This is a genomic window from Nocardioides furvisabuli, assembly GCF_021083185.1.
Classification (GTDB): domain Bacteria; phylum Actinomycetota; class Actinomycetes; order Propionibacteriales; family Nocardioidaceae; genus Nocardioides; species Nocardioides furvisabuli.
Window position 1 is genome coordinate 128,810 of sequence record NZ_JAIGQB010000001.1, and the last position, 14,297, is coordinate 143,106.

Sequence of the window (14,297 nt, forward strand, 5' to 3'; positions counted from 1 at the left end):
GGGGTCAGCGGCGCCCGCCGCCCCTGCCCTGCCCGTTGTTGCCGTTGCCGTTGCCGCGGCCGCCGTTGCCGTTGCCGTTGCCGGCGTCGTTCGACGGAGGCGGCGGGACGTAGCCCGTCGAGGTGTAGAGGGTCACCGTGTCGCCGCTGCTCAGCGACGTACCGCCCGAAGGAGAGGTGGAGGCGACGGAGCCCGCGGCGACCTCGGAGTTCACCTGGCCGCCGTCGGCGACGCTGAAGCCGGCAGACTCGAGCGTCGCAGTGGCCGCCTCGACGCCCTGGCCCGCGACGTCGGGCACCGTGCTCAGCACGCCGGCGATCTCGTCGCCGGGCGGGGCCTGGAAGTCCTCGTAGGCGAGCTTGGCCGAGATCGCCGACATGGCGTCGCCCCAGATCGGGCCGGCGACGGTCGAGCCGAAGGCCTCGTAGATCGGGCTGCCGCCGACGACCTGCCCGTTGAGGCTCACCCACTCGCCGAACTCGTTGGCGCCGGCGACCATCGCTGCCGTCGCGATCGTGGGCGTGTAGCCGGCGAACCACACCGACATGTTGTTCTGGTTGGTGCCGGTCTTGCCCGCCGACGGCTTGTCGATCGCGATGTTCTGGCCGAACCCGCCCGGCTCCATCACGCCCCGCAGGATGTCGTTGACCGCGTCCGCGGTCGCGCCGGGCATCACCTGCTCGCACTGCGCGGCGAACTCCTTGAGCACCTCGCCAGAGGAGTCGCGCACCTCGGTGACCGGGCGCGGGTCGCAGTGCAGCCCTCGCGCGGCGAAGGTGGCGTACGCCTGGGCCATCTCCAGCGGGTTGCTGTCGGAGACGCCGAGGATCCACGACGGCACCTTCTGTGCCAGCGGGACCTTCACGCCCATGTCGGCGGCGAGCTTGAGCGGCTCGCACATGCCGGTCTGCACCTCGAGCTGGGCGAAGAACGTGTTCACCGACTGCTGGGTGCCGGTGTAGAGGTTGAAGGGACCCGAGCCGGTGGAGTTGGAAACGTTCCAGCCCTCGCCATCACCGGCGTAGGGGCCGTCGCAGTTCTGGAACTCCTCGTCGGGGATGTTCATCTCCTCCGGGGCGTTGATCACCGTGCTCAGGGGGATGCCCTGGTTGATGGCCGAGGCGAGGACGAAGACCTTGAAGGTCGAGCCCGCCTGGAAGCCGTTGGCGTCGCCGTACTTCTTCGGCACGACGTAGTTGAGGTAGGTCTGGCCCGCGGCCTTGTCCTTGCCCATCGGGCGCGACTGCGCGAGCGCACGGACGTCGCCCGTGCCCGGCTCGACCATCGCCAGGCCACCGATGGCCTGGTCGGTCGGGTAGACGTGCGAGGCGACCGAGTCGTCGGCAGCCTTCTGCATGTCGAGGTCGATCGTGGTGTTGATCGTCAGGCCGCCGTTCTTGAGCGTCGTACGACGCTCCTTGGGCGTGTCGCCCAGCACGGGGTCCTTCAGCAGCCAGTTGACGACGTAGTCGCAGAAGAACGGTGCCCGCGACTGCTGGCAGCCGTTGGGGGAGTTCTCGATCTTCAGGGTCTTGCCGATCGGCTTGCCCTTGAGGCGCTCGGCCTTCTTCTCGGTCAGCACGCCGAGCTGGGCGAGGCGGTCGAGCACGACGTTGCGGCGGCTCTCGGCGCGCTCGGGGTTGTCGACCGGGTCGTAGCCGACGGGGTTCTTCACCAGGCCGGCGAGCGTGGCCGACTCGAGGAGGTTGAGGTCCTTGGCGTTCTTGGAGAAGAAGTGGCGCGCCGCCGCCTGGACGCCGAAGGCGCCGTCGCCGAAGTAGGCGATGTTGAGGTAGCGCTCGAGGATCCAGTCCTTGGTGTGGTTCTTCTCGAAGGCGATGGCGTAGCGCAGCTCGCGGACCTTGCGGGCGTAGGTCTCCTCCGTCGCCGCAGCGCGCTCCTCGTCGGTCTCGGCCTGGTAGAGCAGGGTCTGCTTCACCATCTGCTGGGTGATCGACGAGCCGCCCTGCACCGAGCCGCCGTTGGCCTGGTTGGTGATGAAGGCACGCAGCGTGCCCTTGAGGTCGAGGGCGCCGTGGTCGTAGAAGCGGTAGTCCTCGATCGCCACGATCGCCTTCACCATCGGCCGCGAGATCGAGCCCAGCGGGACGTTGATCCGGTTCTGGTCGTAGAGGGAGGCGATCAGGTTGCCGTTGACGTCGTAGATGCGCGTCTTCTGCGACAGGTCCTTGGCCTCGAGCGACTCGGGCAGGTCGACCATTCCGGCGCTGACGTCCTTGGCCGCCACGCCGACGAGGCCGGCGAACGGGATGGCGAGGCAGGCGGTGAGGACACCCATGACCACTGCGACGGCTCCCATGACCGCGAGGTGGGAGGCGACGCGACCGGCCTCAGGGCGTCCCGTGGAGCGCTCCGACGACGAGGGTGAGCGTGAAGACATGGGCACCAGAGTACGGGGAGCGGGCATACCAGACGGAATCCCAGCCGCGCAGCCGGATAGTCACATCGGACTATGCGATTTGAACCACCTGGCCCTGCCGGTGGTGGTAGCGATTCGTTTACTTTTCTACTCGAGTCGGGAATGGCCGCTATGGGGGCGGCCGATCGGCTCACACGAACCGTGGGGATTGACTATGTGGGTCGAGGACTGGGCAGCACGCGCTGCATGCAAGAGCGACACTCCGGACGCGCTGTTCGTGCGCGGAGCCGAGCAGAACAAGGCGAAGCAGGTGTGCGCGGGATGCCCCGTGCGGACCGAGTGCCTCGCCGAGGCGCTGGACAACCAGATCGAGTGGGGTGTCTGGGGCGGGATGACCGAGCGTGAGCGTCGTGCGCTGCTGCGCCGCCGCCCCGACTCGTCGTGGCGCTCCATCCTGGAGACCGCCCGCACCAAGGTCGAGGCGCCCTCCGTCTCCGTCTGAGACGCCTCAGCCCTGGTGCGCCAGGGCCTCGCCGATCTCCCGCAGGCCGTCGAGGTCGTGGATGTCGCTCGCCATGGCGGGCACCACCGCCGTCGGCACGCCGGGGTGCGAGGCGACGAAGCGCTCGCGCAGGTGCTGCTCGCGCTCGATGATGCGTACGCGGTCGGCGTGCAGCTGCAGCAGGCCGGCGGTGAGCGACGACGAGTCGCCGGCACGCAGCCGGTCGGCGGCGGTGATCGCCTCCTCCGCGGACAGCTCCGTGCGCGCCGACGGGCTGGCCCGGTTGACCACCATGCCGGCCAGCGGCATGTGGTCGTCGGTGAGCCGGTCCACGAAGTACGCCGCCTCGCGCAGCGCGTCGGGCTCGGGCGCGGCCACCACGACGAACGCCGTCGCGTCGGCCTGGAGCAGCGCGAAGGTCTGCTCGGCGCGCTGGCGGAAGCTGCCGAAGAGCGTGTCGAGCGCGGTCACGAAGGTCTGGACGTCGCGCAGCATCTGACCGCCGAGGATCTTGCCGAGCGCGTTGGTCACCACGGAGAAGCCGGCCGTCATCAGTCGCGCCGGACCCCGGGCCGGCGCGATGAGCAGCCGGATCAGTCGCCCGTCGAGGAAGCTCGAGAGCCGCTCCGGCGCGTCGAGGAAGTCCAGCGCCGAGCGCGAGGGCGGGGTGTCGACGACGATCAGGTCGTAGGTGCGGTCGGCGAGCGCATCGCGGTGGAGCTGGCCGAGCTTCTCCATCGCCATGTACTCCTGGGTGCCCGCGAACGAGCTCGAGAGCGCGACGTAGAACGGGTTCTCCAGGATCTGGCGCGCCTTCTCGGCGCTCGCCTGGCTCTCCACCACCTCGTCGAACGTGCGCTTCATGTCGAGCATCATCGCGTCGAGCGACCCGCCGCCGGCGGGGTCGACGCCTGCCACCGGACGCGGGGTGTTGTCGAGCTGCTCGATGCCCATCGACTGCGCAAGGCGCCGGGCCGGGTCGATGGTCAGCACGACGACCTTGCGTCCGCGCTCGGCTGCCCGCAGGGCGAGCGCCGCAGAGGTCGTGGTCTTGCCGACGCCCCCGGAGCCGCAGCACACGATGATCTCGGTGCTCCGGTCGTCGAGCAGCGCGTCGACGTCCAGCACCGGCGCGTCGGCCTGCCGCACAGCCGGGGTGCTCATGCCATCCCCTGCTCGCGCAGCAGGTGCGCCATCTCGAGCAGCGCCCCGTGGTCGATGCCGCCGGCGATGCGGGGCAGCTCGTAGGTCGGCACGCCCTCGGCGGCGACGAGCGCTCGCTGCTCGTCCTCCAGCTGACGGCGTACGGCGTGGTCGCGGGCCTCGTCGAGCAGCGAGCCCACCAGGCCGGCGTCGACGTCGACCATCGCGCGGGTCAGCTCGGAGGCGATCGCGGTGGGGTCGACCCCACCTTCGCGGACCCGGGCCAGCGCGCCGGCGCCGAGCGCCTGCGGGCGGACCAGGTTGACCACCACGCCACCCACGGGCAGCCCGGCCGCCCGGAGCTCCGCGATCCCGTCGGAGGTCTCCTGCACGGGCATCTCCTCGAGGATGGTGACCAGGTGCACGGCGGTGCGCGGGGACCGCAGCAGCTCCATGATGTTGTCGGCCTGGTTCTTGACGGGGCCGACCTTGGCCAGGCCGGCGAGCTCGGAGTTGACGCCGAGGAACTGGCCGATCCGGCCGGTGGGCGGGGCGTCGAGCACCACGGCGTCGTACCGGACCGGGTCACGACCGCGGCCGGACTTCCTCTCCGACCGGGCGGGACGCTGCACGGCCTCGTAGACCTTGCCGGTGAGCAGGACGTCGCGCACGCCGGGGGCGACGGTGGTGGCGAAGTCGATGACGCCGAAGCGGTCGAGCGCCTTCCCTGCGCGCCCGAGCTTGTAGTACATCGCGAGGTACTCCAGCAGCGCCGACTCCGGGTCGATGTGGAGCGCGTTGACCTGCCCCGCGCGTCCCGTGGCGTCCGGGGCGCCCTTGGCGATGCGGCGCTCCTCGTAGGGCAGCGGGTCGACGTCGAACATCCGGGCGATGCCCTGGCGGCCCTCGACCTCGCAGAGTAGGACGTTGCGCCCCGAGGAGGCCAGGGCGAGCGCGAGCGCGGCGGCGACGGTCGACTTGCCGGTGCCGCCCTTGCCGGTGACCACGTGCAGGCGGACCTGGGGCCAGTCGACGGGCCGGTCGGGGTGGGCGCTCACGCCTCCAGCGTAGGGCGCGGGTGCGCACACGCGGGGGGCGAAAGTGTGGCCCCGGCCCACACAGTGGCCGCGGTCACACGGCCGCTAGGGTGCCGCGCATGGACAAAGTGGTCAGCTCGGCGGCCGAGGCTGTCGCCGACATCCCGGACGGAGCGACCCTCGCGGTCGGCGGATTCGGACTGTGCGGAATCCCGTCGGTCCTCATCGATGCCGTGCTGGAGGCGGGCACCTCGGACCTCGAGGCCGTCTCCAACAACTGCGGCGTCGACGAGTGGGGCCTGGGCCGGCTGCTGTTCGCGAAGCGCCTGCGGCGGATGATCTCCTCCTACGTGGGGGAGAACAAGGAGTTCGCCCGGCAGTACCTCTCCGGTGAGCTCGAGGTCGAGCTGACCCCGCAGGGCACGCTCGCGGAGCGGATGCGCGCCGGCGGCTCCGGCATCCCGGGCTTCTACACCGCGACCGGCGTCGGCACCCAGGTCGCCGAGGGCGGCCTGCCGTGGAAGTACGACGCCGAGGGCAACGTGATCGTGGCGTCCCCGCCGAAGGAGACGCGGGTCTTCTCCACCGCGGAGGGGGACAAGGAGTACGTCCTCGAGGAGGCCATCGTGGCCGACTTCGCGCTCGTGCGGGCTTGGAAGGGCGACCGTCACGGCAACTTGGTCTACCGCGACTCCGCGCGCAACTTCAACCCGCTGGCCGCGATGTGCGGGCGCACCACGATCGCCGAGGTCGAGCACCTCGTCGAGCCCGGTGAGCTCGACCCCAACGACGTCCACACCCCCGGCGTCTACGTCCAGCGCGTGGTCGCGCTCACGCCCGAGCAGGCCGCGGACAAGCGGATCGAGAAGGTCACCACACGACCGCGGCCGGACTCCGCGGGCTCGGCGGACGAGGCGCTGGTCGACGACGCGGCGACGCACGGACTGGGAGGCTGACATGAGCTGGAGTCGTGAGGAGATGGCCGCACGTGCCGCCTCGGAGCTGACGGACGGGTCGTACGTCAACCTCGGGATCGGGTTGCCGACACTGGTGCCCAACTACGTCGCCGACGACGTGGAGCTGGTGCTCCAGTCGGAGAACGGCATCCTCGGCGTGGGGGCGTACCCCTTCGAGGGCGAGGAGGACCCCGACCTGATCAACGCGGGCAAGGAGACGGTGACGCTGCGCAAGGGTGCGTCGTTCTTCGACTCCGCGCAGAGCTTCGGGATGATCCGCGGCGGCAAGATCGACGCCGCGATCCTCGGTGCCATGCAGGTCTCGGTCAACGGTGACATCGCGAACTGGATGATCCCCGGCAAGATGGTCAAGGGCATGGGCGGCGCGATGGACCTCGTCCACGGCGCCAAGCGCGTGATCGTGCTGATGGAGCACACCGCCAAGGACGGCTCGCTGAAGATCCTCGACGAGTGCGACCTGCCCTACACCGGCAAGCGCGTGGTCCAGCGGATCATCACCGACCTCGCGGTCATCGACGTGATCGACCCCGTGACCGGCGAGGTGGCGCCCTCGGGCACCCTCGGCGACCGCGCGCTCAGGCTCGTCGAGCTCGCCCCCGGTGTCACCGAGGACGAGGTGCGGGAGAAGACGGGCCCCGAGCTGTCCTGAGCCGGGCCGCGGTAGTCCACCGGGATCTGGTCGTGGGGCCGGGGTAGTCCACCGGGATCTGGTCGTTCTTGGGGGTCGCGAGCAACCACGTCCCGGTGGACTACCCGGATCGACGGGGTGCCCTGTGAGCCATCTCTCGTCGGGGCTCATCGGGGAACAACGACGGCTCCGGGGTCGCTGAGGACGGTCGTACAGTCCTCAACTTCTTGGAGGCAGCACCCCCATGTCCCGTGCATTCGAGACCCTCACCGTCGGCCGCTGGCAGCTCCCTCAGCGCTTCGTGATGGCGCCGCTGACGCGCAACCGCGCCGGTGCCGGTCACGCCCCGACCGCCCTCAACGCCGAGTACTACGCCCAGCGCGCCGGGGCCGGACTCATCGTGACCGAGGGCACCGCGCCGAGCCAGGTGGGCCAGGGCTACCTCAACGTGCCGGGCCTCTACACCGACGAGCAGGTCGAGGGCTGGCGCCTGGTGGCCGACGCCGTGCACGCCAAGGACGGCGTCGTCGTCGCGCAGCTCATGCACGCCGGTCGCATCGCCCACGCCGACAACAAGGACGGCGTGGAGACGGTCGCCCCGAGCGCCGTGCAGGCGCCGGGCGAGATGATCACCGCCGAGGGCCCGAAGGCCCACGACGTGCCGCGCGCTCCGGAGACCGACGAGATCGCCGGCCTGGTCGCCGACTTCGTCACCGCAGCGCGCAACGCCGTCGCGGCCGGGCTCGACGGTGTCGAGGTCCACGCCGCCAACGGCTACCTGCTGCACCAGTTCCTCGACCCGACGATCAACCTGCGCGACGACGTCTACGGCGGCTCGCCGGAGAACCGCGCCCGCTTCGTGGTCGAGGTCGTCGCCGCCGTTGCCGAGGCGATCGGCGCCGACCGGGTGGGCCTGCGGCTCAGCCCCGGCCACGCGTTCAACGGCGTGGGCGAGGAGCTCGGCCCCGACCTCACCTCGACGTACCGCGCCGTGGTCGACGGGGTCTCGTCCCTCGGCCTGGCCTACCTGAGCCTGCTCGCCAGCCCGCTGGAGCCCCTCGAGGCGCTGGTCCGCGACCTGCGCGAGCGCTTCGACGGCGTCGTGCTCCTCAACGACGGCTTCGGTGACGTCACCACCCTCGACTCGGTGGAGAAGCTCCTCGCGACCGGCCTGGCCGACGCCGTGGTGGTGGGTCGCCCGTTCCTGGCCAACCCGGACCTCGACGAGCGCTGGCGCAAGGGCGTCGACCTCAACGAGCCCGTCCAGGAGACCTTCTACGGCGGGGGCGCCGAGGGCTACACCGACTACCCGACCCTCGGCGAGGCGTCCTGACCCCAGCGGTCATCCCCCGAACCGTCCGGTCGGTCCCTCACACCCCCGTGGGGCCGGCCGGACGCTCGTCATCCCGCTGTACGCCGGTGCGCGACGCGGCGACGATGCCCAGCACGCCTGTCGCGGCCGCCATCGTGAACACCGCGAGGAACGGGTCGGTCCCGGTGCGCTCGGTGACGGCGAACACCGCCCCGGCCAGCGACAGGGCCAGCGCAGCTCCGAGCGAGTCCGCGACCGAGAGCGCGGAGGAGTTGAAGCCGCGGTCACGGTCCGACGACGCCTCGAGCATCGCGACGCCGGTGCGCGGGTAGGCGAAGCCCATCCCCGCCCCGGCGAAGACGTACGCCGCTCCCGGCAGCAGCGCGGACGGCCGCGCACCCGCGTCGACCAGCAGCACGGAGGCGGCCAGGCAGCCGGTGCCGACCAGCACGAGCGCCGTGCCGACGAGCATCGCCCGCGGGTGGGAGACGCGCTCGCCGAGCCGTGACTGCACCTGGCTGGCCGTGGCCCAGACGACACCCACGCAGGTCAGCGCGATGCCGGCGCGGCCGGGGCCGAGGTCCCAGTGGTCCTGCAGGACGTAGACGATGTAGGCCTCGGCGCAGAAGAAGACCGCGCTGAGCAGGCCCCGGGTGGCGACGACGGCGGGAAGGCCGCGGGCGGCCCGCCTGGTGCCGGCCGGGAGCAGCCGGCCGAGCGCCACCCACACCAGCGCCAGCGCCAGCAGCGCGCCCAGAGCGGTGGTGCCGGTCGCGGAGCCGAGCAGCTCGAGCACCAGCACCGCGACGGCGCCCAGGACCGCCCACCACAGCCGTGACCGCGGGGTCGACGTGCCCTCCGCGTGCGGCTCGAGGCCGCGCAGTGCGGGGGCGAGCATCGCCAGCGCCACCACGACGAGGGCCACGGCGCCGAGGAAGACCCACCGCCAGCTCCACACGTCGGCCACCAGTGCGGCGAGCCCGGGACCGAAGAGGGCAGGCAGCACCCACGCGGCGGCGAAGGAGGCGAAGACCGCCGGCCGCAGCGCCGGCGGGTAGACGAGGCCGACGATGACGTAGAGCCCGACGGTGAGCGCGCCGCCGCCCAGGCCCTGGAGCACGCGGCCGGCGAGCAGCACCTCCATTGACGGCGCGAGGCCGCACACGAGCAGGCCGGCAGAGAACAGCGCCATCGACGCGAGCAGGGGCACCACCGGGCCGGACCGGTCGCTCCACGTGCCGGCGGCGACCATCCCGACCACCCCGCTCGCCAGTGGTGCGGCGAAGGCCAGCGCGTAGAGGCCGAGCCCGTCGAGGTCACGCGCCACGGTCGGCATGATCGTGGCGACCGCCATCGCCTCGAAGGCCACGAAGGCGATCAGGCCGAACATCGCGACGGTCGTCGCGGCGTAGGCGGGGGAGAGGATCCGCTCGCGCGGCGCTGTCGTGGTGGCACTCACGTCGAGGACGCTAGGACCTCAGGTGCACCTGAGGTCAATCGGAATATCCGCACGCGCAGAACTGCTGCACCGACAGTGACTGCCCTCTCCGTGCTCGACCTCGTGACCGTCCGCAGCGACCAGACCACCGGCGACGCGCTCGCCGCATCCCGGGGCCTCGCGCAGGTCGCCGACGAGCTCGGCTACCGCCGCTACTGGGTCGCCGAGCACCACAACATGCCGGCCGTCGCGTCGACCAACCCGCCGGTCATCATCGCGATGCTCGCCGCAGCCACCTCGCGGATCCGCGTCGGCTCGGGCGGCGTGATGCTGCCCAACCACGCACCCCTCGTGGTGGCCGAGCAGTTCGCGCTCCTCGAGGCGGCCTACCCGGGCCGCATCGACCTCGGCCTCGGCCGCGCCCCCGGCACCGATCCGCTGACCAGGTACGTCCTGCGCGGCGGCAGTGCGGAGTCCGCCGACGACGCGGTCAGCCGCTTCCCGGAGTACGTCGACGACATCCGCACGTTGATGTCGACCGAGGGCGTCGAGGTGCAGATCGGCCCGCGGCGCCAGCCCCTGCGCGCCACGCCGTCGGCACGCAGCGTCGCCGACGTGTGGCTGCTCGGGTCGTCGGACTACTCCGCGCGGCTCGCTGCCGAGAAGGGCCTGCCCTACGTCTTCGCGCACCACTTCTCCGGTGAGGGCACCGCCTTCGCGCTCGACCTCTACCGCTCGACCTACCGACCCTCGCCCGAGCACCCCGAGCCCCGCACCTTCCTCACCGTCAACGCCGTCGTCGCCGAGACCGAGGAGGAGGCGCGCCGACGGGCGCTGCCCAACGTGCAGCAGATGATCGCGCTGCGCACCGGCGCACCGCTGCACCCGCAGCGCCTGGTCGAGCAGGCCGAGGCGGTCGAGATGGCCCCCGAGCAGCGCTCGGTCGGCGCCGCGATGGCACGGCGCTGGATCGTCGGCTCGCCCGAGCAGGCACGTCAGCAGCTCGCCGAGCTCGCGGAGACCTACGGTGTCGACGAGGTGATGGTGCACCCGGTCGCGGGTGCGGCGACCGGCACCGACGTACGCACCTCGCCGGCGCGTGAGGAGACCCTGCGCCTGCTGGCGGCGTAGGTCAGTGCCGTTCCTCCAGCCCGACCGCGTCACGCAGGTCCTCGACAGCCGCGCGGAGCCGGGGGTCGTCCGCGGCGCGTGAGTCCATGAGCGCTGCGAGGGCGTCGGCGATGACGTTGAGCTTCTCCTGCATCGCCTCGGTGTTGCGGCGCCCGGCGTTCTCCAGCAGCACGAGCAGCAGCAGCGAGAGCACCGCGCCGAAGGTGTGGATCGCGAGCTCCCACTTGGTCGTTGACTTCCACAGGGGATAGCTCGCCGCCCAGACGACCACGATCGCCACGACCACCGCGAAGAACGGCGCCCGGCTGATGGCCCTCGTCGACACGGCGACGAACCTCTCGAACGGGTCGAGCCCGTCGTTCTTCTCACGGCTCTCGGCCGCTTCGCTGCGCTCCATGACCGGAATGTAGTGCCGCCGGGGATCCCGCGTCCTCACCCCCGGCGGCTCCTCCCTCGACCACCGAGAGGCGCGGGCGTCAGTCCGCGGCGAGCCCGGCGGCCGGCGTGACGAGCGCCGCGCGGCGGGCGGGCACGACGCACGCGGCCAGACCGGCGAGCCCCGCGACGGCGGCGACCGCGCCCACCTGCGCCACCGGCACGGTGAACCCGGCGTCGTCGACGACGCTGCCCACCATCACCTGCACCCCGGTCCAGGCGAACACCAGTCCGATGCCCGTGCCGAGCACGGCCGCCGCTGCCGAGAGCAGCAGTCCCTCGGCGGCCATCGCCTGCCGCAGCTGCCGGCGGGTGAGTCCCATGGCCCGCAGGAGTGCGTTCTCGCGCGCCCGCTCGAGCACCGAGAGCCCGAGGGTGTTGGCGATGCCGACCAGTGCGATCAGGATCGCGACGGCCATCAGACCGATGACGGCACCGGTCATGATGTCGAGCTGGAGGTAGACCCAGCTGCGGTTGCCGAAGCCGCCGTCCAGCTCGGCGCCGGCCGCTGCGGCGAGTGCCGCGAGGTCGCCCGTGAGGTCCTCCGCGTCCGTGCCACCACCGGCGCGGGCCCAGACCGCCATCGGACGGGGGTCGGCGTCGAGCGCCGACAGCGTGGCCGGTGAGACCAGGCCCGCGCGGCCCCAGCCGCTGCCGGTCTCGACGCGGAGCGTGTGCTCGCGGCCGGCGACCACCACCGTGAGCTCGTGGTCCTCCCACACCCGGGCCCCCAGCCGCGTGGGGAGCTCCTCGACGACAGCGTACGGCAGCAGGACCGTCCCGTCGGGCGGGGACAGGTCGGCAGGACCGCGGACGACGACGTCGCCCCCGGCCGAGCCCAGCAGCGGGACCTCCAGCCCGCCGGCCCGCGCCACGGTGCCGTCCAGGACCCGCGCGTCGGTGACGCCCTCGGTCCCGGCCACCCGGTCCACGAAGGACGTCCCGAGCGGCGCTCCGGTGGCGGTGAGGGTGGCGTCGAGGGGGTAGGAGGCGTCCATGTCGCGGTCGATCGCGGTCCGCGAGGACGCCAGCCCGGTGAGGATGGCGGTGGTGAGGGTGACGCCCACCAGCAGCGACGCCGCGGTGGTCGCCGTACGCCGTGGGTTGCGCACGGCGTTGCCGGTGGCGAGCCGGCGCACGGGACCGCCGCCGGGCAGGTGGTCGGCCAGCCGGATCATCCGGGGCACCAGCACCGGTCCCACGAGCAGCACGCCGATGAAGGACACCATGCCGCCCGCGAGCATGGCGGGCACCGAGCTCCCCGAGACGGCCAACGCGAGCAGGACCCCGCCGCCGACGAGGCAGAGCGCGGCCAGCCCGAGGCGGCAGCGCCCCGCCGCAGACCGGACGTCGACGCCGGTGTCGGGGCGGAGCGCGGCCAGCGGGGCGACCCTCGTCGCCGTGCGCGTCGGCAGCCAGGCCGCCCCGAGGGTGACCAGCGTGCCGACGGCGAAGGCCGACAGCGCCCAAGCGGGGTCGAGCGCGGCAGGACCCACGTCGGTGAACCAGCGCCGGACGAGGACCACCACGCCGGCGCCGGCCGCGACACCGACGACGACCCCGACGGCGGCTGCTGCCAGGCCCAGCGCCAGCGCCTCCAGCCGGATCGCGCGGCGCAGCTGGTGGCGGGTGACCCCGACGCACCGCAGCAGCGCGAAGTCGCGCATCCGCTGGGCGAAGAGGATCGAGAAGGTGTTGGTGATGACCAGCGCGCCGACGAAGAGGGCGATCGCGACGAAGAGCAGCGCCAGGAGCGCGATGACGTCCACGCCCCGTGAGATCTCGGCCTGCCGGGCGGCGGTCCAGTCGGCGGCGGACTCGACGCCGGCCTCGGGAGCCGTCGCCCGCGCCAGGTCCTCCGAGCCGCCCCACGCGATCGCGTCGACCCAGAGGGTGTCCTCGAAGCGGCGCAGGTCCTCCCACGGCACGTAGAACGCGGCGCTGCGGGCGGCCGGGCTGTCGACCATCCCGACGACCTCCACGTCGACGCCCCCGTCCCCGGTCCCGACCCGGACGACGTCGCCGAGGCGCACCCCGTTGCCCTTGGCGCGATTCACGTCGGCCAGGGCCTCGCCCGCCGCGGCGGGGAACCGGCCGTCCTCGAGCTCCTGCCACTGCAGGCGCGGGTCGAGCGACACCTCCGACACGTCGGCGGTCGCGGCGAGCTGGACTCCGTCGCGGGAGACCGGCTCCATCGCGTAGCCGAGGGTGAGGACCGGGATGTCGCGGTCGAGTGCCACCTCGACGAGCCGCCTCACCTCGCGGGAGTCGTACGTCGTCACGACCCGGTCGACGCCTGCGACCGGGGCGCCGACGTCGGCGGTCAGCCCGGCGCGTGTGGCCCCGGTGAGCATCCCGACGACCACGATGAAGGCCACGCCGATCGCGACCGCGACCGACGCGGCGACGTACCTGCGGGTGTGGTGGCGCACCGACGCCACGAGCACGGTGCGCATCAGGCGATCCCCCCGCGCAGTGCGGCGACGAGCGCGTCCTGGTCGGGGTCGGTGAGGTGCGCGGTGACCGCACCGTCGTGGATGACGACGACGTCGTCGGCGTACGCCGCTGCGTCGAGGCCGTGGGTCACCATCACCACGGTCATGCCGAGCTCGCGGACCGAGCGGCGCAGGTGGCCGAGCACCTCGGCGCTGGCCTCGCTGTCGAGGTTGCCGGTGGGCTCGTCGGCGAAGACGATGTCGGGCTGGGTGACGAGGGCGCGGGCGATCGCGACGCGCTGCTGCTGACCGCCGGAGAGCTGGCTGGGCAGGTGGCCGAGCCGGTCGGCGAGGCCGAGGACCCCGACCACCTGGTCGTAGCGCTCGCGGTCGACGGCCCGGCCCGCGAGCTCGAGCGGGAGCAGGATGTTCTGCCCGGCGGTCAGCATCGGGAGCAGGTTGAAGGCCTGGAAGACGAAGCCGATGTGCTCGCGGCGGAAGAGGGTCAGCGCGGTGTCGTCGAGGCCGGCGAGGTCGCGCCCGGCGACCGTGACGGTGCCGGAGGTGGCGGCGTCGAGGCCGGCCAGGCAGTGCATGAGGGTCGACTTGCCCGAGCCGCTGGGCCCCATGATCGCGGTGAAGCGGCCGGCGGGCAGGTCGAGGTCGACACCCCTCAGGGCGTGGACGGTGCTGTCGCCGTCGCCGTAGGTGCGGCTCAGCCCGCGGGCGCTGGCCGCGGTGGCGGTGCCGGTCGGGGATCCGATGCCGGTGTGGAGTGTCGTCGTCATGGGGACAACGCTCGCGGTCGGCGGCCCCGCGATCGTCGGTCCCGGGCACGGACCTGCGGTCGGTCCGGGGTCGTACGCCGGCGCGCGGCGT

General features: G+C 72.4%; 12 protein-coding genes. 5 read left to right on the plus strand and 7 right to left on the minus strand.

Annotation, left to right across the window (positions count from 1 at the left end):
* Positions 1 to 4 precede the first annotated feature (4 nt).
* Entirely contained in the window at positions 5 to 2,401 is a 2,397-nt protein-coding gene (locus K4G59_RS00555) for a penicillin-binding protein (RefSeq protein WP_231248544.1), read from the minus strand.
* A gap of 193 nt (positions 2,402 to 2,594) precedes the next feature.
* Between K4G59_RS00555 and K4G59_RS00560 the strand changes: the two genes are divergently transcribed.
* Positions 2,595 to 2,882, plus strand: a complete 288-nt coding sequence (locus K4G59_RS00560) for a WhiB family transcriptional regulator (protein ID WP_231248545.1) — start codon at positions 2,595 to 2,597, stop codon at positions 2,880 to 2,882.
* A gap of 6 nt (positions 2,883 to 2,888) precedes the next feature.
* Here the strand turns inward: K4G59_RS00560 and bagB are convergent, their stop codons facing one another.
* Positions 2,889 to 4,046 (minus strand): ArsA family ATPase, encoded by a 1,158-nt coding sequence (bagB, locus tag K4G59_RS00565; protein ID WP_231248546.1) that lies wholly within the window; start codon positions 4,044 to 4,046, stop codon positions 2,889 to 2,891.
* Positions 4,043 to 5,083, minus strand: a complete 1,041-nt coding sequence (gene bagA / locus K4G59_RS00570; RefSeq protein ID WP_231248547.1) for an ATPase BagA — start codon at positions 5,081 to 5,083, stop codon at positions 4,043 to 4,045. Before bagA ends, bagB begins: the two co-directional genes overlap by 4 nt.
* A gap of 98 nt (positions 5,084 to 5,181) precedes the next feature.
* Between bagA and K4G59_RS00575 the strand changes: the two genes are divergently transcribed.
* The 3 genes from K4G59_RS00575 (at position 5,182) to K4G59_RS00585 (ending at position 8,000) form a co-directional block, all read left to right on the plus strand.
* Positions 5,182 to 6,018: a CoA transferase subunit A gene (locus K4G59_RS00575; protein WP_231248548.1), complete on the plus strand. Its 837-nt coding sequence runs from the start codon at positions 5,182 to 5,184 to the stop codon at positions 6,016 to 6,018.
* Between the two features lies 1 nt (position 6,019).
* Positions 6,020 to 6,688, plus strand: a complete 669-nt coding sequence (locus K4G59_RS00580) for a 3-oxoacid CoA-transferase subunit B (RefSeq protein WP_231248549.1) — start codon at positions 6,020 to 6,022, stop codon at positions 6,686 to 6,688.
* A gap of 223 nt (positions 6,689 to 6,911) precedes the next feature.
* Positions 6,912 to 8,000, plus strand: coding sequence for an alkene reductase (locus K4G59_RS00585; protein ID WP_231248550.1), 1,089 nt, complete (start codon positions 6,912 to 6,914; stop codon positions 7,998 to 8,000).
* Between the two features lie 37 nt (positions 8,001 to 8,037).
* On the opposite strand, the gene K4G59_RS00590 is transcribed toward K4G59_RS00585, so the two are convergent.
* Positions 8,038 to 9,438 (minus strand): MFS transporter, encoded by a 1,401-nt coding sequence (locus tag K4G59_RS00590; RefSeq protein ID WP_231248551.1) that lies wholly within the window; start codon positions 9,436 to 9,438, stop codon positions 8,038 to 8,040.
* Positions 9,439 to 9,513: 75 nt separating this feature from the next.
* Here K4G59_RS00590 and K4G59_RS00595 point away from each other — a divergent pair, with 75 nt between their 5' ends.
* On the plus strand, positions 9,514 to 10,548 hold the full coding sequence (locus K4G59_RS00595; RefSeq protein WP_231248552.1) for an LLM class flavin-dependent oxidoreductase: 1,035 nt from the start codon (positions 9,514 to 9,516) through the stop codon (positions 10,546 to 10,548).
* Position 10,549: 1 nt separating this feature from the next.
* On the opposite strand, the gene K4G59_RS00600 is transcribed toward K4G59_RS00595, so the two are convergent.
* The 3 genes from K4G59_RS00600 to K4G59_RS00610 form a co-directional block, all read right to left on the minus strand.
* Positions 10,550 to 10,945: a low affinity iron permease family protein gene (locus tag K4G59_RS00600; protein WP_231248553.1), complete on the minus strand. Its 396-nt coding sequence runs from the start codon at positions 10,943 to 10,945 to the stop codon at positions 10,550 to 10,552.
* A 79-nt stretch (positions 10,946 to 11,024) separates the two neighbouring features.
* Positions 11,025 to 13,439 carry an FtsX-like permease family protein gene (locus K4G59_RS00605; RefSeq protein WP_231248554.1) on the minus strand — a complete coding sequence of 805 codons (2,415 nt, stop codon included), beginning with the start codon at positions 13,437 to 13,439 and terminating at the stop codon, positions 11,025 to 11,027.
* Positions 13,439 to 14,206, minus strand: a complete 768-nt coding sequence (locus K4G59_RS00610) for an ABC transporter ATP-binding protein (protein ID WP_231248555.1) — start codon at positions 14,204 to 14,206, stop codon at positions 13,439 to 13,441. The genes K4G59_RS00605 and K4G59_RS00610 overlap by 1 nt, the downstream gene beginning before the upstream one ends.
* Between the last annotated feature and the right edge of the window lie 91 nt (positions 14,207 to 14,297).

Bases quoted from the DNA above. Each gene is read 5' to 3' on its own strand.
- K4G59_RS00555 (WP_231248544.1), bottom strand. From the start codon at position 2,401: ATGTCTTCACGCTCACCCTCGTCGTCGGAGCGCTCCACGGGACGCCCT.
- K4G59_RS00560 (WP_231248545.1), top strand. From the start codon at position 2,595: ATGTGGGTCGAGGACTGGGCAGCACGCGCTGCATGCAAGAGCGACACT.
- bagB (WP_231248546.1), bottom strand. From the start codon at position 4,046: ATGAGCACCCCGGCTGTGCGGCAGGCCGACGCGCCGGTGCTGGACGTC.
- K4G59_RS00575 (WP_231248548.1), top strand. From the start codon at position 5,182: ATGGACAAAGTGGTCAGCTCGGCGGCCGAGGCTGTCGCCGACATCCCG.
- K4G59_RS00580 (WP_231248549.1), top strand. From the start codon at position 6,020: ATGAGCTGGAGTCGTGAGGAGATGGCCGCACGTGCCGCCTCGGAGCTG.
- K4G59_RS00585 (WP_231248550.1), top strand. From the start codon at position 6,912: ATGTCCCGTGCATTCGAGACCCTCACCGTCGGCCGCTGGCAGCTCCCT.
- K4G59_RS00600 (WP_231248553.1), bottom strand. From the start codon at position 10,945: ATGGAGCGCAGCGAAGCGGCCGAGAGCCGTGAGAAGAACGACGGGCTC.
- K4G59_RS00605 (WP_231248554.1), bottom strand. From the start codon at position 13,439: ATGCGCACCGTGCTCGTGGCGTCGGTGCGCCACCACACCCGCAGGTAC.
- K4G59_RS00610 (WP_231248555.1), bottom strand. From the start codon at position 14,206: ATGACGACGACACTCCACACCGGCATCGGATCCCCGACCGGCACCGCC.